This window comes from Flavobacterium sp. (assembly GCF_027533505.1).
Taxonomy (GTDB): domain Bacteria; phylum Bacteroidota; class Bacteroidia; order Flavobacteriales; family Flavobacteriaceae; genus Flavobacterium.
Genome location: NZ_JAPZUB010000066.1, coordinates 1 through 22,028 on the forward strand (window position 1 = coordinate 1; position 22,028 = coordinate 22,028).

Annotated in this window: 24 protein-coding genes, 1 tRNA gene and 1 pseudogene; 18 read left to right on the forward strand and 8 right to left on the reverse strand. The window is 40.9% G+C overall.

The genetic code is table 11. The features are described from left to right. From O9316_RS12325 to O9316_RS12340, 4 genes and pseudogenes are all read left to right on the forward strand, one after another. A pseudogene (locus tag O9316_RS12325) lies at window positions 1–116 on the forward strand (IS982 family transposase); the annotation flags it as partial. A gap of 43 nt (window positions 117–159) precedes the next feature. Continuing rightward, a complete protein-coding gene (locus tag O9316_RS12330; protein ID WP_298203345.1) occupies window positions 160–462 on the forward strand; it encodes a hypothetical protein in 303 nt (100 codons plus the stop codon). 221 nt (window positions 463–683) lie between these two features. After that, window positions 684–842, forward strand: a complete 159-nt coding sequence (locus O9316_RS12335) for a hypothetical protein (protein ID WP_298203344.1) — start codon at window positions 684–686, stop codon at window positions 840–842. Between the two features lie 94 nt (window positions 843–936). Beyond that, on the forward strand, window positions 937–1,362 hold the full coding sequence (locus tag O9316_RS12340) for a hypothetical protein (protein ID WP_298203343.1): 426 nt from the start codon (window positions 937–939) through the stop codon (window positions 1,360–1,362). A gap of 474 nt (window positions 1,363–1,836) precedes the next feature. Here the strand turns inward: O9316_RS12340 and O9316_RS12345 are convergent. Together O9316_RS12345 and O9316_RS12350 are read right to left on the reverse strand one after the other, a co-directional pair. Continuing rightward, a tRNA-Pro gene (locus tag O9316_RS12345) sits at window positions 1,837–1,910 on the reverse strand. Between the two features lie 36 nt (window positions 1,911–1,946). Further along, a complete protein-coding gene (locus tag O9316_RS12350; RefSeq protein WP_298203342.1) occupies window positions 1,947–3,083 on the reverse strand; it encodes a methionine aminotransferase in 1,137 nt (378 codons plus the stop codon). A 288-nt stretch (window positions 3,084–3,371) separates the two neighbouring features. Between O9316_RS12350 and O9316_RS12355 the strand changes: the two genes are divergently transcribed. The 9 genes from O9316_RS12355 (at window position 3,372) to O9316_RS12395 (ending at window position 11,609) form a co-directional block, all read left to right on the forward strand. Beyond that, entirely contained in the window at window positions 3,372–4,211 is an 840-nt protein-coding gene (locus O9316_RS12355) for a hypothetical protein (protein WP_298203341.1), read from the forward strand. 136 nt (window positions 4,212–4,347) lie between these two features. Further along, complete coding sequence (locus O9316_RS12360) at window positions 4,348–5,277, forward strand: LysR family transcriptional regulator (RefSeq protein ID WP_298203340.1); 930 nt, start codon at window positions 4,348–4,350, stop codon at window positions 5,275–5,277. A 71-nt stretch (window positions 5,278–5,348) separates the two neighbouring features. Next, window positions 5,349–6,230: an SDR family oxidoreductase gene (locus tag O9316_RS12365; protein WP_298203339.1), complete on the forward strand. Its 882-nt coding sequence runs from the start codon at window positions 5,349–5,351 to the stop codon at window positions 6,228–6,230. Between the two features lie 165 nt (window positions 6,231–6,395). Beyond that, window positions 6,396–7,160, forward strand: a complete 765-nt coding sequence (locus O9316_RS12370; RefSeq protein ID WP_073363583.1) for an AAA family ATPase — start codon at window positions 6,396–6,398, stop codon at window positions 7,158–7,160. Window positions 7,161–7,166: 6 nt separating this feature from the next. After that, window positions 7,167–8,069, forward strand: a complete 903-nt coding sequence (locus tag O9316_RS12375) for a ParB/RepB/Spo0J family partition protein (RefSeq protein WP_298203338.1) — start codon at window positions 7,167–7,169, stop codon at window positions 8,067–8,069. A gap of 131 nt (window positions 8,070–8,200) precedes the next feature. Next, a complete protein-coding gene (locus tag O9316_RS12380) occupies window positions 8,201–8,638 on the forward strand; it encodes a DUF5683 domain-containing protein (protein WP_366941545.1) in 438 nt (145 codons plus the stop codon). A 35-nt stretch (window positions 8,639–8,673) separates the two neighbouring features. Then, complete coding sequence (dapB, locus tag O9316_RS12385; protein ID WP_298203337.1) at window positions 8,674–9,372, forward strand: 4-hydroxy-tetrahydrodipicolinate reductase; 699 nt, start codon at window positions 8,674–8,676, stop codon at window positions 9,370–9,372. Window positions 9,373–9,384: 12 nt separating this feature from the next. Continuing rightward, entirely contained in the window at window positions 9,385–10,980 is a 1,596-nt protein-coding gene (gene lepB, locus O9316_RS12390) for a signal peptidase I (RefSeq protein WP_298203336.1), read from the forward strand. Window positions 10,981–10,985: 5 nt separating this feature from the next. Then, complete coding sequence (locus O9316_RS12395; RefSeq protein ID WP_298203335.1) at window positions 10,986–11,609, forward strand: WbqC family protein; 624 nt, start codon at window positions 10,986–10,988, stop codon at window positions 11,607–11,609. Here O9316_RS12395 and O9316_RS12400 read toward each other — a convergent pair. From O9316_RS12400 to O9316_RS12425, 6 genes are all read right to left on the reverse strand, one after another. Beyond that, entirely contained in the window at window positions 11,595–12,647 is a 1,053-nt protein-coding gene (locus O9316_RS12400) for an endonuclease/exonuclease/phosphatase family protein (protein WP_298203334.1), read from the reverse strand. The genes O9316_RS12395 and O9316_RS12400 overlap by 15 nt on opposite strands. Beyond that, window positions 12,647–13,513 (reverse strand): rhomboid family intramembrane serine protease, encoded by an 867-nt coding sequence (locus tag O9316_RS12405; RefSeq protein ID WP_298203333.1) that lies wholly within the window; start codon window positions 13,511–13,513, stop codon window positions 12,647–12,649. The genes O9316_RS12400 and O9316_RS12405 overlap by 1 nt, the downstream gene beginning before the upstream one ends. Before the next feature lies 1 nt (window position 13,514). After that, complete coding sequence (locus tag O9316_RS12410) at window positions 13,515–14,315, reverse strand: rhomboid family intramembrane serine protease (protein WP_298203332.1); 801 nt, start codon at window positions 14,313–14,315, stop codon at window positions 13,515–13,517. Further along, entirely contained in the window at window positions 14,312–16,177 is a 1,866-nt protein-coding gene (gene mutL, locus O9316_RS12415; protein WP_298203331.1) for a DNA mismatch repair endonuclease MutL, read from the reverse strand. The genes O9316_RS12410 and mutL overlap by 4 nt, the downstream gene beginning before the upstream one ends. A 106-nt stretch (window positions 16,178–16,283) precedes the next feature. Beyond that, a complete protein-coding gene (gene ribH, locus O9316_RS12420) occupies window positions 16,284–16,775 on the reverse strand; it encodes a 6,7-dimethyl-8-ribityllumazine synthase (protein WP_298203330.1) in 492 nt (163 codons plus the stop codon). 34 nt (window positions 16,776–16,809) lie between these two features. Continuing rightward, window positions 16,810–17,619: a tetratricopeptide repeat protein gene (locus O9316_RS12425; protein ID WP_298203329.1), complete on the reverse strand. Its 810-nt coding sequence runs from the start codon at window positions 17,617–17,619 to the stop codon at window positions 16,810–16,812. A 140-nt stretch (window positions 17,620–17,759) separates the two neighbouring features. On the opposite strand from O9316_RS12425, the gene O9316_RS12430 reads away from it, so the two are divergent. The 5 genes from O9316_RS12430 to O9316_RS12450 are packed head-to-tail and all read left to right on the forward strand — an operon-like array spanning window position 17,760 to window position 21,960. Further along, a complete protein-coding gene (locus tag O9316_RS12430; protein ID WP_298347273.1) occupies window positions 17,760–18,839 on the forward strand; it encodes a DNA replication/repair protein RecF in 1,080 nt (359 codons plus the stop codon). A 55-nt stretch (window positions 18,840–18,894) separates the two neighbouring features. Next, complete coding sequence (locus O9316_RS12435; RefSeq protein WP_298203327.1) at window positions 18,895–19,617, forward strand: thioredoxin domain-containing protein; 723 nt, start codon at window positions 18,895–18,897, stop codon at window positions 19,615–19,617. Next, a complete protein-coding gene (locus O9316_RS12440) occupies window positions 19,614–20,291 on the forward strand; it encodes a DUF2461 domain-containing protein (protein WP_366941546.1) in 678 nt (225 codons plus the stop codon). Before O9316_RS12435 ends, O9316_RS12440 begins: the two co-directional genes overlap by 4 nt. 39 nt (window positions 20,292–20,330) lie before the next feature. After that, window positions 20,331–21,344, forward strand: a complete 1,014-nt coding sequence (gene murB, locus O9316_RS12445) for a UDP-N-acetylmuramate dehydrogenase (RefSeq protein WP_298203326.1) — start codon at window positions 20,331–20,333, stop codon at window positions 21,342–21,344. A 1-nt stretch (window position 21,345) separates the two neighbouring features. Next, complete coding sequence (locus O9316_RS12450; RefSeq protein WP_298203325.1) at window positions 21,346–21,960, forward strand: FMN-binding negative transcriptional regulator; 615 nt, start codon at window positions 21,346–21,348, stop codon at window positions 21,958–21,960. Window positions 21,961–22,028 lie beyond the last annotated feature (68 nt).

The following is a 22,028-nucleotide window of genomic DNA, read 5'->3' on the forward strand; positions in this document are numbered from 1 at the left end:
TTGAAGGTTTTAAAACAAGAATTTTAGCAAAAATAACAGCATTAACTTTGGTTCAGTATATCAATAAATTTATCTTTAATAGACCAATAAATAAAATCAAAAATCAATTAATTTAATTTCACCCAACGGGTTAAATATAATCCATTACATTCTATGCCTATGAAACGTTTTTCTTTGAGCATCATCTTGTCGCTTTTTTGGCTGATACCCGCAGCCGCACAAACTAATCTTGTGTCGTTTAACAACGATCAAGGGTTATTATTTTTCAATGCCAACGATTCCATTCCAACCACTTATGAAGGTTCACCCTATTGGGATAAGGAGTTTAAACCCGCCTCACTTTCGTGTTATTCAAAAGAACTAAAACCCGAAATTCGATACAATGCTTACAAAGATGAAATGGAATTTAAAAATAGGGAAAACTCTACTACCTTGAAAAAAAAGACAGTTGTGAAATTGTAATTGACAACAAGGTATATGGATTTTTTGCCTATCCTTTTGATGGAAAAATACGTTTTGGATATTTACGTCGAATTAGTTTAAATACAGCAACTTATACTTTATTAGCGCGTGAAACGATAGCTTTTCAAGAAGGGGAACCAGCAGTTACCAGTTATCGCGAAGATAAACCGGCCAAGTTTTATCCTGAAAAAGTGAGATTCTTTATCTAAACGTCTACGGATATGATTGCAATCTCCGAAAAAAAGAAAGATTTGGAGCGACTATTAACGAATATTGCACCCGATATCGCCTCATTTTTTAAGCAAATCGATTTTAAAATCAAAGAGGAAGCATCGCTGCTAGAACTTACCCAATACTTAAACGCACTCGCAAAGAAATAGGGCGTGCAATTGTATTTTACATGCATGGGAATAGAAAAATTGTAATGATTTTATTTTACAAAAGAGATAACTTTTAAACATCAAAAACTTTGTGATGAATAAAATTTTTCCATGTTTGGTGTTCATCATTTTGTGCAGTTGCAAAGAATCAAAGGCAAGCTATGAAGAACCAAAATTTAACAAAATAGACTTTCACTATTTAAAAATCTTTAAAGCAGAAAATGAAAATTTTTCACTTTTGTTTTTCGGTGGAGCCTATTTTAATGCAACGGTGGTAGTCCGTAATTGTCATGAACTTGAACCCGAAGATTCATTACAATCGTCAAAGTGTGGTCCGTTTGCAAAAATATTTAAAATCAAAAAGAGTTGTAAAACCAGTGTTTTTGATGTTGAAAGAAACCATTTTTTGAAATTAAATGCCGACTCCATAGTGAAATACAAATTCATTTATATCACGCGTGATGTAATGACTGACTCTTTAACTGTTACTTTTACAAATAATCATATACCTGTAAAATAATTAGGCGGCACCTATTTTTTGATTGTCTTTAGAGTAGAAAATAAAAATGCCTCAAAAAATGGAAGTTACATCGCCTGTGGCACACTGCACCCGACCGTTAAGGTGATAATACTGAGACTGTGACTGTCCCGACCCTTCGGGGCTACGACTTGAAAACCGACCGCTTCGCAATTGTTTTTTTGTTTGTATCCTTCGCAGCAAAAAAAAACAACCGACTGTATTACATAGTGACCCAAGGGGGGGGTATGGGTGGTGCTCGCAACCGCGCCCGTTTGGTGTTTTTTTTTTTGTTTTTATCTGCCGCGTCAAAAAACCAACCGACTGGATTACTCCGTGATCCATAGGGAGGGAACGTTGCTCGAAGCAAAACCGACCGCTTCGCAGTTGTTTTTTTGTTTGTATCCTTCGCAGCAAAATAAATTTTGCGCTCAGGATACAAACAAAAAAACCGGACACTGTCCGGTTTTTCTTCGGTCGGGATGACTGGATTCGAACCAGCGACCCCTAGCACCCCATGCTAGTACGCTACCAGGCTGCGCTACATCCCGATTTGAGCGATGCAAATATAAAGTTTTTTTTACGTTTCAAAATTTTATTTTTTGTAATCTTTCAACCGCTTGCTCGAGGGTTGCATCGGATTTGGCAAAACAAAATCGAAGGTGTTGATTTTGAGGTGGATGCTCATAAAAGGGCGATAATGGAATCGCTGCAACCCCCACTTCCTGCACCATACGTTTCACCAAACTCATATCCGATTCAACATGCGCCGTAGGCCAACTAACCAACTGAAAATAGGAACCTTCACAGGGAAGTAAGGTAAAAGCAGTTGTTTGCATCAAACGGCTAAAATAATCGCGTTTTTGGCGATAAAAGTCCCCTAAAGTAACCACAGACACCTCGTCCAAATAAGTGGCTAAAGCTACTTGTGCTACCGAATTGACACTGAAAACCAAAAATTGATGTACCTTTTTTATCTCGCGCATAAGCGGTTCAGAAGCAACCATATACCCAATTTTCCACCCGGTGCAATGAAATGATTTACCAAACGAGGAAACTGAAACACATCGTTCCCAAAGTTGTGGATATTGATGCACCGATTGGGGTCCTGCTACAAACGTTATGTATTCATACACTTCATCCGAAAGCACAACAAGCTGGGGATGTTGTGCAACCAATTGTTGTAAAGCAACATAATCCTCCGACGTCCAAACCCGTCCCGAAGGATTGTGGGGACTGTTGATAATAATCATGCGGGTACGCGAACCCACAGCAGCCTTGATTTGGGACCAATCAGGTAAAAAATCAGCGCCCAATGGCACCCGAACAGGATGCGCTGACACCAATTGTATGGGCGTAGTATAACAATCGTAACTCGGATCCAATACAATCACCTCATCCCCTGGATGGACTAAGGCCTGAATGGCCGCAAATATTCCCTGAGTCGCTCCCGCCGTAATTAATAGTTCATTTTGTGGATTAATCGGGCGACCATATTGTGCTTCCGTAAGGGTGGCCAAACGTTCAAGCAACGGTCCATAACCTGCCATTGGGACGTATTGATGAAAATGGGACTGTGCCGCTTGTGCCAAATGCATTTTCAAACGATCGTCTATGGAGAAATCTGGAAAACCCTGCGACAAATTGATTGCTTGATAGTGTGCTGCCAATTGCGACATTTCAGAAAAAATACTAGAACCCATCTGGGGAAATTTGGAGACCATTCCTTCGCTATTTTTACGAAGATAGCAGGAATAAGGGAATCAACCAAAGTTGGAGTACAAACAGTACTTGAACTTGGTTACATTAAAATTCTATGGCTTGGATCATAAAGACTAGTTAGTAATTTGAAATCGATGCAAATCGCTATTCAAAAAAAATATCAATGACTATTTTTTTCCACTTCAATCAATTTGTTCTTTAAAAACTAGTATTTTAGTACACGTATTGTTGCGTTTACATCTGTATAAGCCTGTACATGAGATTTTTTTTTGCACATCAAAATTACACCTATGAAAAGATACCTTGCTTTATTCGTTTTTCTTTCTACAACATTTGGATTTGCTCAAGCAAAATTAGTTTTTGATAAACGATTTGTACAATGTGAGGACAAATGGGTTGCCTTCCAAGCCGATTCCACCGGTTCACATACTGTTGGATTTATTTACATCGATGCGCAGGCGGGATTAACACTTAATTATGAAGGTTCATTTACCATTGATGAAAATGGAACATTCCATTTAAAAAAGAAAGAAAGTAACAGTGCGATGAAAGTTCGCCTAAAACCAAATAATGTCTACGTCTCCCTTATTCCCGAAGAAAAATTGACTGAACTTGGACTCAACGTTATTCCCGATTGGCTAAAATTTTATAAGGAGAATGAAAATACCGTAGAACGCCAATACCGTTGGGGATATATGTACAATGCTTGGGGAGAATGTGAAAAAGCACTAGAATTTTTAAACAAAGCCTACTTACTTAACCCAAAATATAAGGGCTTAAAAGTTGAATTGGCGTATTCCTACAACTGCATGAAAAACTATTCAAAAGCCATTGAACTATTGACATTAACGCTTCATGAAGAACCAGCCACAGCGTATATCGTCAAAGAGTTAATTTTTGCTCAAGCACAAAGTGGGGATGCTCAAAAAGCTGAAAACACTTATACACATTATTTACCAATAATAACCGACACTACCTACAAAGCTGAAAATGCCTTCAATATTTTGCAGGGGTATTATTTTAAAAAAGATTTGAAAAATTTCCAACGTTGGTTAGTGGCCTCTGACCTCAAAAGTGATAAAAGATTGCTGCCTTATGTGGAACGTATGGTTGCCAATTTAAAAGAGTAAGTGAGGTAACATTGACTCATCGACTCATTGACTCATGGACTCATTGACTCATTGACACATTGACACATTAATACTTCTTTTTACAAGCAACATAAAATAAATTGATATATTTGTTACTTATCCATAAAAAAAGGTTATGAATTACACCCTGCACCAACTGCAAGTGTTTTTGAAAGTCACCGAAACCAAAAGCATCACCAAAGCGGCAGAACAACTTTACCTCACCCAACCCGCTGTATCGATTCAGTTGCGAAATTTTCAGGATCAGTTTGATATTCCTTTGACCGAGGTCGTGGGACGGCAGTTGTATGTTACCGAATTTGGCATGGAAATCGCCCGAGCAGCCCAAAACATTCTAAACGAAGTACAAGCCATCAATTACAAAACGATGGCCTATAAAGGGAAACTAAGCGGAAAATTGAGTATTACCTCGGTCTCTACCGGAAAATATGTGATTCCATTTTTACTCGCCGACTTTTTAAAACAGCATAACGAAGTAGAACTTGTACTGGATGTCACCAATAAAAATCGAGTAGTACGTTCGCTCGAAAACAATGAAGTCGATTTTGCCCTCGTGTCCTTGTTCCCCGATTTATCGGTGCAAAGCATTCCACTAATGGAAAACCAACTCGTGCTCGTGGCCAACCGTGATTTTCCGAAGCCCCAAAAGCCCCTGACGCTGGAAGAAATTCAAGCCTTACCGTTGATCTATCGGGAAGCCGGTTCGGGCAGTCGCTTTGTTATGGAACGGTTTTTATACCAGTTGGACAGTAAGGGAACCAAAAAAATGGAACTCACTAGCAATGAAGCCGTCAAGCAAGCCATTATGGCCGGACTGGGGTGCTCTATCATGCCTGTGATTGGGATAAAAAATGAGTTACAAAACGGCGATGTACAAATCATACCCGCCGAAGGACTCCCCCAATCGTCGCAGTGGAACATGATCTGGATGAAATCCAAAAACCTGTCTCCCGTAGCCGAAGCCTACAAAAATTACCTGCTCGAAAATAAATCCACCATCATCCAAAATCATTTTGGTTGGACTGCCCAATGGAGTGTTCTTTAAGAAAATTACTTGTGTGATTTATTATGCGTGCATATAAAATTAATTCCTATCTTTACGAAAAATAGACCTCTATGAATTTTGCAGCTAAAATGCTTCGCGACGGAGCTTTGGAAGGAAAGACCATTGTTATTACCGGCGGTGGAAGTGGCTTGGGAAAAGCCATGACAAAATATTTTATGGAATTGGGGGCTCAAGTAGCCATCACTTCTCGAGACCTAGACAAGTTAAAAACCACGGCGGCCGAACTGGAAGCTGCCACGGGAGGAACCTGTTTACCGCTCGCCTGCGATGTACGGCATTACGACCAAGTGGAAGCAATGCTGGCAACGGTGATTGCACGGTATGGAAAAGTAGACGTGTTGTTGAACAATGCGGCGGGGAATTTTATTTCGCCTACCGAACGTTTGTCGGCCAATGCCTTTGACACGATTATTGACATTGTATTAAAAGGAACTAAAAACTGTACGTTGGCGTTTGGAAAGCATTGGATTGCAGCCAAACAAACCAATTGCAACGTGTTGAATATTGTAACGACCTACGCGTGGACCGGTTCGGGGTATGTCGTACCTAGTGCAACTGCCAAAGCAGGCGTGCTTGCAATGACCCGCAGTTTGGCCGTAGAATGGGCTAAATATGGCATTCGCATGAACGCCATTGCACCGGGACCGTTTCCTACCAAAGGGGCTTGGGACCGCTTGCTTCCTGGGGATTTGGCAGAAAAATTTGATATGTCCAAAAAAGTACCTTTGCGTCGTGTAGGCGATCATCAGGAGTTGGCCAACTTGGCAGCCTATTTGGTTTCGGACTTTTCGGCCTATATCAATGGGGAAGTGGTAACGATTGATGGCGGCGAATGGTTACAAGGTGCTGGGCAGTTCAATATTCTAGAAAAGATACCTCAAGAAATGTGGGATATGCTCGAAACAATGATAAAAAATAAGGGCAGTAAGTAAAAAATTAGGGGTTCGGCCCCTTTTTTTATGCTCAAAGGTAAGGTACTCTAGCACAGATTTTAAACGGAAATGAATGACAAACTTTAGTCGATTGTTAACAAATAAGACTTGAATAAACCATAAAAAAGCGTATTTTTACACCTCTTAAATTTGACGCGAATTTTCATGGGTAAAATCATTGCAATTGCAAATCAAAAAGGCGGTGTCGGCAAAACCACAACTTCGGTTAATTTGGCGGCCTCTTTAGGTGTTTTGGAAAAAAAAGTATTACTTATTGACGCCGACCCACAAGCCAATGCTACTTCAGGATTAGGAATTGATGTTGAATCGGTGGCTATCGGTACGTATCAAATTTTAGAACACAGCAACATCCCTTCGGAAGCGGTAGTGCAAAGTACTTCCCCTAATGTGGATGTCATTCCGGCTCACATTGATTTGGTAGCGATTGAAATTGAATTAGTCGACAAAGAAAACCGCGAATACATGTTGCGCGAAGCCTTAAAGGACATTCGCAACCACTATGATTATATTTTAATCGACTGCGCACCTTCGTTGGGGTTACTCACGTTGAATGCGTTGACGGCTGCTGATTCGGTGATTATTCCAATTCAATGCGAATATTTTGCCTTGGAAGGATTGGGAAAATTACTCAACACTGTCAAAAGTGTCCAAAAAATTCACAACCCTGCCTTGGATATTGAAGGCATGCTGCTCACCATGTACGATTCTCGTCTTCGTTTATCCAATCAAGTGGTCGAAGAAGTACAAAAACATTTCAATGATATGGTATTTAAAACCATCATTCAACGCAATGTAAAATTGAGTGAAGCGCCAAGTTTTGGGGAAAGTATCATCAACTTTGACGCCACCAGTAAAGGGGCAACTAACTACTTGAGTTTGGCCGAAGAGGTGATTAAGAAAAACAGTTAATGGGGTATGGCAAAAGCAATTAAAAAACAAGCGCTTGGACGTGGATTGTCGGCTTTATTGAAAGATCCAGACAACGATATTCGTTCGGTTGAAGATAAAAATGCCGATAAACTAATCGGCAATATTTTGGAAATTGACATCGATGCGGTGGCGATTAACCCATTTCAACCGCGTTCCAATTTCAATGAAGAAGCGCTACAAGAATTGGCCACTTCGATTCGTGAATTGGGGGTTATCCAACCCATTACGGTACGTAAGCTTGACTTCAATCAATACCAATTAATCTCTGGAGAACGCCGTTTGCGCGCCTCAAAGTTGGTTGGACTCACTACAATTCCCGCTTACATCCGCATTGCTAACGACAATGAATCGCTTGTAATGGCATTGGTCGAAAACATACAGCGTCACGACTTAGATCCGATTGAGATTGCACTTTCGTACCAACGTTTGATGGAAGAAATTCAACTGACGCAAGAGCAAATGAGTGATCGTGTGGGCAAAAAACGCTCTACAATTGCCAACTATTTGCGTTTGTTAAAATTGGACCCCATTATACAAACGGGGATTCGCGATGGCTTTATTTCCATGGGCCACGGGCGTGCCATCATCAATATCGAAGACCATGAAGCGCAAGCCGATATTTACCACAAAATCATTAGCCAAAACCTTTCCGTTCGAGAAACCGAGGCGTTGGTAAAAAAATACCAAGAAGGTCAAAAACCAGCGGCGTCCAAGAGTAAAAAAGCCACTGCTTTTGCCCTAGCGCCTTCGCACCAAAAAACAATGACTGAATTCTTTGGCGCAAAAGTCGAAGTAAAAATAGGCGGCAACGGAAAAGGAAAAATTTCGGTTCCCTTTCATTCGGAAGAGGACTTTAACCGGATACTCAAATTGTTGCAAAAAGGGTGATTCGTTGGATTTACATATTCTTTTGCTGGGGTTGTTTAGCAATCTCTACCGGTTGGGCACAACAAACGCCTGCACCGACTCCCCCTGTGAAACCCGCTGATAGTCTCAATACACCCGCCAAACCTATTAATATGCTTGCCCCCTCACGTGCTGCTTTCTATTCGGCTGTGATTCCCGGTTTGGGTCAGGCGTACAACAAAAAGTATTGGAAAATCCCGTTAGTCTATGCCGCTTTGGGAACGACCGTTTATTTTTATATTACCAACAACAACAAATACAATGATTATCGGGATGCCTACAAGCGTCGTTTGTTGGGTTTTACCGATGACGAATTCTCGTATCTAGACACCTCTCGGCTGATACAAGCCCAACGCTTTTACCAGCGAAATCGGGATTTATCGGCTTTGCTGATTGGTGTTTTCTACATGCTAAATATTGTCGATGCCAATGTTGATGCGCACTTAATGCAGTACAATGTGAGCGATAAACTCACGCTTCAACCCGATTTGATTCATAACGACCTCACCCAACGCCGGCAACTCGGTTTGGGCATCAGCTTTAAGTTTTAATGTAACAAACCAACAAAAACCGCTACTAAATAGGTATGAACATCGCGTTATTAGGGTATGGAAAAATGGGAAAGGTTATCGAGCGTATCGCCTTGGAGCGCGGTCATGCTATCGTTGTACGTAAAACCCGCCAAAACACCTTTGAAGGTTTAGAAACCGCCGATGTCGCCATTGATTTTAGCATTCCCGATGCCGCAGTCGAAAATATTACAGCCTGTTTACAAGCTGGTATCCCCGTTGTTTCGGGTACTACGGGTTGGTTAGCGCAGTATGAAGCCATGAAAACGCTCTGTGAAAAACAAAACGGTGCTTTTTTGTATGGGTCGAATTTCAGTTTGGGTGTGAATTTATTTTTTGAATTAAATCAAAAATTAGCGCAATTGATGGCAAAATTTCCGCAGTATGCCGTGGATATGGAAGAAATTCATCATACCCAAAAATTGGACAAACCCAGTGGTACGGCCATTACCTTAGCCGAAGGACTACTCCCCTACACTGGTTTTACAGCATGGAGTTTAGACAAAAAGGCTACGGAGGCCCTGTATATTGATGTCAAACGTGAAAATGAAGTCCCTGGTACACACAGCATTTTTTATCGTTCAGCCGTTGACACAATTGAAATCAAACACACCGCACACAACCGCGAGGGATTTGCCTACGGGGCCGTCATTGCCGCCGAATGGTTGGCGACGCGCAAGGGAGTGTTTACGATGAAAGACGTTTTAGATTTATAAAAAAAGAATAGTATGACATTCACACAATGGTTCGTTTTTATCCTTATCCTCCAAGTCATTCACGGCGCTGGAACGTGGAAATTTTATGTGGCAGCCGGTCGTAAAGCTTGGGAAGCTTTTGTGCCGCTGTACAATGCCGTTGTTTTGTTAAAAATTGTAAAGCGTCCCACATGGTGGTTGCTACTATTTTTTATACCAATCATTAATTTGATTGTAATTCCCGTGGTATGGGTAGAAACCTTGCGAAGTTTTGGTAAAAAATCAACTGGAGACACCGCATTGGCCGTATTTACATTGGGATTTTACCTCTACTATGTAAATTACACCCAGCCGCTTCCCTATGAAGCCGATCGCAGCACCCATCCCGCTACAAAGACAGGAGAAACGGTCAGTTCGATACTGTTTGCCATTGTAGTGGCTACTTTCGTTCACACCTATTTTATACAACCGTTCACGATTCCAACCTCTTCTTTAGAAAAATCGCTTTTGGTAGGCGACTTCTTGTTCGTAAGTAAATTTAATTACGGTGCTCGGGTGCCCAATACAACGGTTGCCGCGCCTATGGTTCACGATACCATTCCATTATTACGAAAAAAATCATACCTCTACGATGATGAAAATCCAAGTTCGTGGAAACAAAAGTTACAATTTCCTTATTTGCGTATCCCCGGATTTGAAACGGTAAAAAATAATGATATCGTGGTATTCAACTGGCCCGCTGATACGGTAGCGCAATTCTTTGTCAAAGACCGTAAATACCTCAAACCAGTTGATAAGAAGTCCAATTATGTAAAACGATGTCTAGGGATTCCGGGCGATAGTTTACAAATCAAGGAAGGCATTGTGTATGTGAATGGTAATCCCTTGATTTTACCTGATCGTGCTAAACCGCAGTACTCGTATACTGTTGTTTTTGATCACAAACAATTTTCAGATATTACGCCGTTTTTGGAAGAAAATGATGTTACTGATGGGGGTGGAATTGCCAATGGCCGTTGGGAAAGTGATACCCTTTTCATTAATGCCATGACCGATGATGTAGCAAAGAAATTGCGTACCGTTACTGGGATTAAAAAAGTGGAACGGATTATTTTTAAAGAGGCTAGTTTGAGTGTTTTTCCTTACACTAAACCTTGGAACATCGATAATTACGGGCCGATTTACATTCCGAAAGCCGGGGCAACTGTGGCTTTGGATTTGAAAACTTTACCTTTTTACAAAAAAATCATCCAAGAATACGAAAACAATACGCTAGAGATTCGCAACGGTGAAATTTTCATCAACGGTAAACCGAGCACATCATACACCTTCAAACAAAACTACTACTGGATGATGGGAGACAACCGTCACCGCTCGGAGGACAGCCGTTTTTGGGGGTATGTCCCTGAAGATCATATTGTAGGAAAACCGATTTTCATTTGGATGAGTGTGAAAAACTTTGACAAAGGGTTCAAAAATTGGAGTATTCGTTGGGACCGTATGTTTACGACGGTTAGTGGCGAAGGGCAACCGCAATCGTACTTCAAATACTTCCTTATTGCGCTGACCCTTTATTTTGTGGGAGAATATTTCTGGAAAAAGAGAAAAGCAAAACAAACGGAAGAATAATAATCGTGTCAAAAGTTCTATTACATCCCGGTTATTTCCCTTCTGTAAGTACGTTTGTTGCCTTGGCAAAAGCCTCTCATGTGGTTTTTGAAACGGGCGATCATTTTCAAAAACAAACCAACCGCAACCGAATGTATATCTACAGTCCTAATGGGGTGCAACTCTTGAATGTCCCCATCAAACATGTGAAAGAAGGACATCAAAAAATGCGCGATGTACGTTTGGAAACCGCGTTTGATTGGCAAAAACAACACTTTAAATCGCTGGAAGCAGCCTACCGCACGTCTCCTTTTTTTGAATATTTTGAAGATGATTTACGGCCAATATTTGAAAAGAAACACGAATTCCTGTGGGATTTAAATTACCAAACCTTAGAAATTATTTCGCATTGTTTGGGTTTGGACTTCCCCTATGAAGAAACCGAAGAATACCACAAAGAAGTGAGCGATGCTTTGGATTTTCGATTTTTAATTCAAGGAAAAAAAGATCCGACCCTCATCGAACCTTATGTGCAAGTTTTTGGGGATAAACACGGATTTATAAACAACCTCAGTATTCTCGACTTACTTTTCAACGAAGGACGACGGGCTTTGGATTATCTAAAACGTCAATCGTTAGCGGGGCTCTAATTTAATACGGGTAACAATCGGAAAGTGATCGGAGTTCTTGAATTCAGGAAAATGTTGAAAGGACTTTACTTTAAAACGGCGATCGGCAAAAATGTAATCAATACGGGCAGGATAATATTTAAAATTATAGGTGGCCCCAAATCCTTTTCCCGCCTCTTCAAAACAATCGTTCAAGTCGCCCTTGATGCCACGATACACATACGAGAAAGCACTGTTATTCATATCCCCACAAATAATCATCGGGTAGCGGCATTCTTTTTTATGTTCCATTAATTCTTCCGCTTGAAATTGTTGCTTTTTAAACGCTTCCGAAATGCGATGCAGTACCATGGTCGATTTGCGCTTGTTAATGGAATCTACGTGCTGTTCCATTTCATTAACATCGGGTGAAATTTTGATGGATTGCAAATGCATGTTGTATACTCTAAGCGTATCGCTTCCTTTCCGAATATCAGCGTAAACCAACATGTTATCTGACCCTTCAAAAGCGATTTGTCCCTCGTCGATAATAGGATATTTGGAAAAAATAGCTTGTCCCGACTTAATTTGATAGCCTTGCATAAAAACCGTTCGGTACTTGTACACCCGTAAATCAACGCCTGCATTTTCCGAATACTCTTGCAAACACAACACATCGGGGTTCATATCATTGATAAATCGACGGATATCCTCTTTGACATGAGGACTGGGAAGCCATTGAAAAAGATTGAACAAGCGAACATTATAACTCATCACAACCATGTCGCCTTCCTCTTTAGGTAAATCAAGGGCTGAAAATTTATAGAATTTATTGATAAAAGTGATTCCCAAAATCAATACCAATCCAGAGGCAATCATTTGCCGCTTCATTTGAAGAAGCCAATAGACAAAAAATAAGGCATTGACAATGAGAAAAAAAGGCAATACAAGGGTTAGAACCGATAAAAAAGGGAAAAATTTTGGCGCTAAAAACGGAAGAACATAAGCAATGAAGCTGAGCATGACCACCGTCACATTCAACCCTAACATCAACTTATTAAATCGTGATAATTTGCGCATTATTCGTTTCCTGCTCGAAATAAAAATTCTTTTTCAGCTTGGGTTAGACTATCATAACCCGATTGACTAATTTTATCTAAAATCTCATCAATTTGTTGTTGTTTTTTGTCTTTTAAAACCACTTTTGAAGTAGTATTTGTTGTTTTCCGTGTTGGATTTTTGTGCACGCGGGTAAACGGCGACTTCGATTTAGGTTGCCCCAAAGTAGCAAAAAAAGTTATAATTTGCGTCACAGGCCGGCTTAAGTCCGTACCTGATTGTAACAGCTTCATGTAAAGAACTCCAAACGCAGCGCCTGCTAGGTGTGCGATATGTCCGCCAGTATTGGACATGGAGATTTGTAAAATGTCTAACAGCAAAATTACACCCGTCACATGCCACAACTTTACGTTCCCAATGAGTAACAATCGTAACTCCATGAGAGGTTGGTAAACGGTTACCGCTGTTAAAACGGCCAATACTGCCCCTGAAGCTCCAACGATGATTCCGTTATCGCCCAACAAAGTATAAGCAACACTGTAGGTTAAACCCGAAAACAATAGGCTGAAGAGGTACATCCCCAAAAACTGCTTTTGGGTAAAAAAGGTTTGAAACAGTCGCCCTGCAAAATTGAGCATGACCATATTAAAAAACAGGTGAAAAAATCCGGAATGCAAAAAACCATAGGAAATTAATGTCCACGGCTTAAACAACCAAGAGCCGAAACTCGAGGACAAGGCCAACCAATCGGGATAGGCAAAAAACCCTTCACGAAATTGGTAAAAGAAGGGAATGGCCAAAATAAAGACACCTACATTCCAGTAAATGACCTGATTGACGATTCCGCCAATTCGGTATTGCAATTTGATATCTTCCCAGATACGCATATTAATTCCAACGATTTTGGTTAAACTGATTTTTTCGCCATACCCACATCATGATAAATCCGAACAATGCGCCTCCAAGGTGGGCAAAATGGGCTATCCCTGTGCTATTCCCTCCAAATATGGATGTTCCTCGGTAGCCCATAATCAAATCCAAAAGCACCAAAGCGGTGACATAGTACTTGGCTTTAATAGGCACTGGAATAAACAACATCATCAATTCGGCATTAGGAAACATAAAGGCAAAGGCGACCAATAAGCCATAAATAGCACCCGAAGCCCCTACCATAGGAGTTTGGTATTCTTTTACCGCAAGAGTTAAGGTATTAAATTGGTCTTGTGTAAATCGGTATTTTTCTAAAAGCGTATTTACCTCGCCCACAATTTTATAATCGCGATCGACCGAAAGATTATAATTGGCGTTCATCAAAAAGCTGAAATCATCGGGAGCAATTTGTAAACTAGAGAGTTGCTGGGATACCTCTTGGACAATAAAAAAACTGACCCCCATGTGAACCAATGCCGCACCTAATCCACAAGAAATGTAAAAAAACAAAAACTTAGAACTGCCCCAAATACGCTCCAACATGGTGCCAAAAGAAAACAAGGCAAACATATTGAAAAACAAATGCATAAAACCGCCATGCATGAACATGTACGAGAAAAACTGCCATGAACGGAAGCTATCATTTTTGAAATAATGCAAAGCAAAATAATCCGTGGCGTGAACCAATGGAATACACCCCAAAAAGAAAATAACATTGATGATTAAAAGTTGTTTAACCACAGGAGACAATTGCATCATAGCGAAAATTTTTTATCGATTTCGTCCACACTCATGGTGATAAAGGTGGGCTTTTGTTGGGGACTTACATTGGGATCTTTGCACGCAAAAAGACCGTTGACAATCATTTCTTGCTCTTTTTCCGACAAAACAACCCCTTTCTTGATCGACAAGGATCGTGCCATCGCTTTGGCCAAGGTATCGTTGGGACTAAAACTATCGGTAAATCCTTCTTGAAACGCATGCAAAACCGTTTCAAACACTCCGGGAATGGCTTGCGCTGTCGTATGGACTGGAATTCCACTCACCACTACTCCTTCGTTTTCCCAGCGTTCAAAATGGAAACCAACAGCCTGAAGTGCGGGTTCGAGTTCAGCCAATACATGCATTTCTACCGGAGTAAACGAGAGCGACAAAGGAAACAAAAGTTGCTGACTGGCGGCTTGTTGTACCGTTATTTGCGTTAAAAACTGTTCATATAGAATTCGTTGGTGGGCACGGTTTTGATGAATAAACATCAGTCCCGACTTAATCGGACTTACGATATACTTTCGTTGCAACTGATAGGTTTTGGTAACCGTAGCTTCGGGTTCTTGATCATTGAATAGCGAAGGTGTGGCGCGTTCATTCGCTGATTCGGGAACAAACATCGCTTCGGTGTCTTGCTTTAAACCAACGTACAAACTCTCCCACGTAGCCGTTGATGTCGCTGGAGTAAACCGTTGCTGACGAACACTTTGCTGCGTTGATGTTGACCGAGATGGAGCATTATCATCGGCAAACGGATTGTAATGCTGATCGACTTGAATGGTAGGATAGGCAGCCTCTTTATGTTGATATTCGTAGGGCGTATCCAAATTAGGATCGCGCTCAAAATCCAAAACAGGAGCTACATTAAACTGTCCCAAGCTGTGTTTGACCGCAGCCCGTAGAATAGCATAAAGCGCCTGTTCATCATCGAACTTAATTTCGGTCTTGGTCGGATGAATATTGATGTCAATGGTATGTGGAGGTACCTCCAAATAGATAAAATAACTGGGTTGCATACCTTCTTTCAACAAGCCTTCATAAGCCGACAACACGGCATGATGAAGGTAACTGCTTCGGATGTAGCGGTCGTTGACAAAAAAGAACTGCTCGCCTTTATTTTTTTTGGCAAATTCAGGTTTTCCAACAAACCCTTGAACGGTTACAATTTCGGTCGTTTCCTGAACCGGAACGAGTTTTTCATTGGTTTTCCCTGCAAACAAATTCACTATGCGTTGCCGCTGGTTGGAAATGGATAAATTGAAGGTTTCACTTCCGTTGTGTATTAGAGTAAAATGGATGCCTGGATGGGCCAAAGCAACCCGTTGAAATTCATCCATGACATGGCGAAACTCTACATGCTCGGTCTTCAAAAAATTACGTCGGGCGGGAATATTGAAAAATAAATTTTTTATAGCAAAGGATGTCCCCTTTGGCACTACAGCCGGATCTTGGGCAATAAACTTACTCCCTTCAATGATAATATGAGTGCCCAACTCGTCCTCGGCTTGTCGCGTTTTCATTTCAACATGAGCAATCGCAGCAATGGAGGCCAATGCTTCCCCCCGAAACCCTTTGGTGTGGATAGAAAATAAGTCCTCTGCATGACGAATCTTGGAGGTCGCATGACGTTCAAAACAAAGTCGGGCGTCGGTAACATTCATCCCAATGCCGTTATCGACTACTTGAACCAACGACTTGCCGGCATCTTTAACAATCAGTTTGATATCCGTTGCTTTGGCATCGACAGCATTTTCAAGCAACTCTTTTACCACAGAAGCCGGGCGTTGTACCACCTCACCTGCGGCGATTTGGTTGGCAACATGATCGGGAAGTAATTGAATGATTGACGACATACAATGCAGAAATTAGTAAACTTATCTTTTCAGACAAATCCACGCAAAGTTAGCGAAAAACTAGGGTTTAAAAAACAAAAAATCCTGCCGCTGCGACAGGATTTCATTATCGTGAGGTTCGATGCCGAAGGGCGGCCATATGAATCGCTGTAATGGCAGCCTCAACACCTTTATTGCCGTGCTTTCCTCCACTTCGGTCGATAGATTGCTGTTCGTTATTGTCGGTGAGCAAACAAAAAATAACGGGTTGTTGTCCCATGCAGTTTAAATCTTTAATGCCTTGCGTTACTCCTTCACACACAAACTCAAAATGCATTGTTTCTCCTTTAATCACACAACCGATCGTAATTACACAATCGACCGGTTGATCCATCATGCGTTTGGCACCATAAATCAATTCAAAACTTCCGGGCACCTCCCATTTGATGATGTTTTCAGGCGGCACACCACAATCCAACAAGGTGTGTAAAGCGCCTTGGTATAAGCCATCCGTGATGTGGCCATTCCAGGCAGAAACAACAATCCCAAACCGAAAGTCCTTCGCGTTTGGGATTGAATTTTTATCGTATTGGGATAAGTTTTTATTTTCCGTTGCCATGCGTAAAAAAGGCGCGCTTGATCATGAAGTTGAATTACTTCACCATTCCGATGAGCGCATCGATTTGCTGTGCTTCTGGAGCACTTTCGTACTGTTCCTTAATTTCGGTAAAGTATTTTAAGGCGTCTGCCTTTTTACCCATTTCCACACACATTACGCCCGCTTTATATAAATAACGAGGGGTTGTAAATTCATTGGCTTTGGCGCGTGCCGCTTTTTCATAATATTCTAAAGCCTTTGCATTGTCTTTTTTCTGGGCATAAGCATCACCAATAGCACCTACTGCAATCGGACCTGTAAAATCGTCATTGGCTTTGTAAGCTTCCAAAAATTTGATAGCCTCATCGTATTTTTTCAAGTTTAAATACGCGATACCTGCATAATAGTTGGCCAAATTCCCTGAATCGGTACCACTGTATTGACTCGCTAAATCCACAGCACTTTGCTTACCTTCAGCGCCTTTCACCACCAACATAAACAATGAATCTTGAACTTTGGGGTCTTGCGCATCTACAGCCGCTTGGAAATTTTGCTGGGCTACATATAAATCGTCGGTGGCTTTTTGTTCGTTGGGTTCAACAACAAATTTTTGATACAACAAATACCCGATAGTCATCAAAGCAGCACCTCCTAAGAACCCTAAAATAAATTTTTGGTTACGCGCTACCCACTCCTCTGTACGCGATGCGGTTTGGTCTAAAGCATCAAACGTACGAGCCGTTGCACTTTCCTTTTCATCCACATTGGGCACGTCTTCCAAGAACTGATTGTCCATCTTTACGTTCTCATCGCCTTCTTCTTTTTCTTTGGGGGCTTTGTATCCTCTTTTATTATATGTTGCCATGTATGTTAAATTAGTGTGCGCAAAAATATAATTTTTATTCAAATTTAAAAGCCCTTTTTTTCGATATTTTTCAATAATTTGCACCTCTTGTAAAAATCTCCTTAACGAGGCAATCACACAAGCTAACCCTTTGTTTTGCAATGTTTTTAAAACGCATTTCTTTACTAAATTATAAAAATATCGCTGAAGTAACCTATGCTTTTGACGCTAAAATCAATTGTTTTGTAGGGAAAAATGGAGTGGGAAAAACCAATGTGTTGGATGCTGTGTATCATTTGGCTTACGGGAAAAGCTATTTCAATCCGTTGGCAGCGCAAAATATCCTTCATGGTACTGATTTCTTTATGATTGAAGGGGAATTTGAAAAACAAGAACGCAGTGAACATATTATTTGTAGCTTAAAAAAAGGGCAAAAAAAAGTATTAAAACGAAACGGAAAACCCTATGAAAAGTTTTCTGAACATGTGGGCCTCATTCAGTTAGTCATTATTTCACCTTCGGATTCGGATTTGATTGTGGAAGGAAGCGAAACCCGCCGTCGTTTTATGGATACTGTGATTTCGCAACTGGATGCTCCCTATTTACAACAACTCATTCAGTACCAAAAAGTGGTGAGTCAACGCAATGCTTTATTAAAGTATTTTGCCTTAAATCACACTTTCGACGCCGAAACGCTCGCTGTATACAACCACCAGTTGCAACAATTGGGCGAACCTATTTTTCAAAAACGACAGGACTTTATCACTTCGTTTGAACCCATTTTTCAAAAACATCACCACCACATCACAGGAAGTGCAGAAACGGTTGAACTTTGCTATGAAAGCGACTTACGCAAAGATTCTACCGTAGCATTGTTGACCAAAAATCTCACTCGTGACCGTCAATTACAATACACGTCAACAGGCATTCACAAAGACGATTTGTCGTTTTTAATCGAAGGGTTTCCCATAAAAAAATACGGCTCGCAAGGGCAGCAAAAATCGTATTTAATTGCCTTGAAATTGGCTCAATTTGAATTTGTAAAAAAACAAAGCGGTGAAAAACCCATTCTCCTCTTTGATGATATTTTTGATAAATTGGATGAAAATCGGGTACAACAAATTATAGCCCTTGTGCATCAGGAAGAATTTGGTCAGCTGTTCATTTCAGACACCCATGCCGAACGCACCGAGCAATTGGTCAAAAACACCCAACAATCGTATAAATTATTTCATTTGTAACATAGCTTACAGAATGGCTATCTTTACCCTATTATTTTCGCAAAAAAAATAACCTATGAAAAAAATTATTTTAGCGGTAGTATCGCTTGTTATGATAACCGCCAGTTGCCAAAAAAAAGGAACCGAATCGAACGAAAAAAATACGGCTAGCGTTTATGAAACCTTGGATGTACAAGCCTTTGCAACGGCTGTAAAAAAACAAGGGGATGTCCAAATTATTGATGTGCGTACCCCAGAAGAATTTGCCGCCGGTCATCTCGAGAAAGCGCAAAATTTGAATTGGAATGCCGCAGAGGAATTTGAAAAAGGAATAGCGCAACTCGATCGGTCAAAACCTGTGTATGTGTACTGTTTGGCGGGAAGTCGTAGCACTGCTGCAGCCCAAAAACTCCAAGAAATGGGATTTACATCCATTTATGAATTGGCAGGAGGCTATCAAAAATGGCGTGCTGCTGGGTTGGCTGATGCCGCGCCGGCGGGAGGAATGACCCAAAGTGATTTTGACAAACTTTTGGATACCGACAAAAAAGTATTGGTTGATTTTTACACGACTTGGTGTGGCCCTTGCAAAAAGTTGAAACCAACCTTGGATAAAATTGCCACCGAAATGAGCGATAAAGTAGTGGTAGTGCGCATCGATGCTGAGAAAAATCTGGCGCTAGCAGAAGCACTCAACGTTGAAGGCTATCCTACGCTAATGGTATATGAAAACAAAAAACAAGTGTGGCGCTATCTTGGCTACCTTTCGGAAGAAGAACTCAAAAAACAATTGCAATGATGACCACTCGCGAAGCGTTTGATTTTCTGGAAGCGCTCAAGAACAACAACAATACGGAATGGTTTCACAGTCAAAAGAAAGCCTATGAAGCCTACAAAAAATGGTATCATGGCACCATTGCAGTGATTTTGGAAGCATTGAAAAAATACGACCCTACACTCGAACCCCTTGAGCCTAAAAATTGTACGTTTCGTATCAATCGGGACATCCGTTTTTCAAAAGATAAATCGCCGTATAAAACCAATATCGGGATGTGGTTTACCCAAGATAAAAGTCAGAAAAACAGTCCCGGCTACTACATTCATTATGAAAAGGGAGCCTCGTTTATCGCAGGTGGTGTGTGGTGTCCAGAACCTGAACAACTGAAGAAAATCAGAAAAGAAATTGAATTCTTTTACGAAGATTTGGATGAAATTGTTCGTGAAAAATCATTCGCAACCCAATATAAATCCTTGTCACGGGAAGAAGGTAATGTGCTCAAAAAAGCACCCAAAGACACCGACCCGAACCATCCTGGGATTGAATTTTTAAAATTAAAAAGTTTTACAGCAGCAGCCCCCATTGCCGACGACCGGTTTCTCGATCCTGATTTTGGCAAAAAAATAGCCCGTGAATTGGCGGTATTAAAACCCTTAAACGACTTTCTCCGTCGGGCGTTGGAGACTGAAGAATAAACCAAAATTTACAACTTCTTGCGTTAAGCAATTTCCGTTATGACTATTGAAACCCATTTTTCATTAAAAAATTACAACACCTTTGGTATCGAAGCCTTTGCACAAAAATTTGTCGAAGTGCAAACCTTAGATGAATTACAATCCGTATTGCAACAACACGTAAACGAACCCAAATTTATCCTTGGAGGTGGGAGTAATATGTTGCTGACTCGCAATATTGAAGCCTTGGTAATTCATGTAAATTTAAAAGGTAAAAAGGTAGTAAAAGAAAACGATGACCATGTGTGGGTAGAAGCCATGGCAGGCGAAAACTGGCATGAATTTGTACTTTGGACCTTAGCGCATAATTATGGAGGCCTCGAAAACATGTCGCTAATTCCCGGCAATGTAGGTACAACACCTGTTCAAAATATCGGAGCGTATGGTGCCGAAATCAAAGATACTTTTGTTTCGTGTGAAACGATTACCCTGGACGGACAGTCGATGCGCACTTTTGATTTGGAAGATTGCCATTTTGGATACCGTGAGAGTATTTTCAAACAAGAAGCCAAAGGAATGTTCATCATTACTTCGGTTGTTTTTTGCCTCACCAAACGCAACCATTGCATCAACAGTAATTACGGAGATATTCAAGCCGAATTGACCAAAAACAACATTGTAATACCCTCAATCAAAGACATTAGTAATGCGGTGATAACCATACGTCAACGCAAACTTCCCGACCCAAAAGAGTTGGGCAATAGCGGTAGTTTTTTTAAAAACCCCGTGATTCCCCGCTCGCATTTTGAAACGATTCAAGCACAGTTTCCCGATATTAAATTTTATGACGTCTCCCCTACTGAGGTGAAAGTGCCCGCAGGTTGGCTTATTGAACAAGCCGGTCTCAAAGGGTATCGTGAGGGTGATGCAGGAGTCCATAAAAACCAAGCTTTGGTATTAGTGAATTATGGCAATGCTACGGGACAAGACATTTTGAAGCTGTCGCAAAAAGTACAACAAACGGTTTGGGATAAATACGGTATTGCCATTGAGGCCGAAGTAAATATTATTTAGTATGTATATTCCCGAAAATTATAGCCTTACGAACCCAGAGGAAATACATGAATTTATTCGGGCCAACAATTTTGCCATTCTCGTTAACCAAACCCATGGCCGATTGTGGGCGACTCATATACCATTAGTTTTGGACACTAAAGATGACGGCACGCCGTATCTTTTGGGCCATCTTTCCAAACTAAATCCGCAACACGAAGGGTTTTTGGAAAATGATACAGTTCTTGCCATTTTTTCGGGTCCCCATGCCTACATCTCCTCCTCTTGGTACGATCATGAAAATGTCCCAACGTGGAATTATATCGCAGTGCATGTCTATGGAAAAATAAAAATCCATTCCCACAAAGAAGCATTGGTAGGCTTGAAGAAGCTTATTGATCGACAGGAAGTAACTTCAAAGCATCCCCTTCGCATGGAAAATCTATCAGAGAAAACCCTGCGTGAAGCCCGAGGAATCGTAGGATTTGAAATCGCTATCACAGACCTACAAGGACAAAAAAAGCTGTCCCAAAATCGGGACGATAAAAACTACCAACGGATACTAAATGCCCTCGAACAAACGGAGGATCCGAACACCCATGCTTTGGCGCAAGCAATGCGTAAAAACCGTCCGTAAAATGTTAAAATCGAGGTTGTGTATTGCCTAGAGAATCGCTACCTTTGCGCTCGCTTTAAATGCAATTT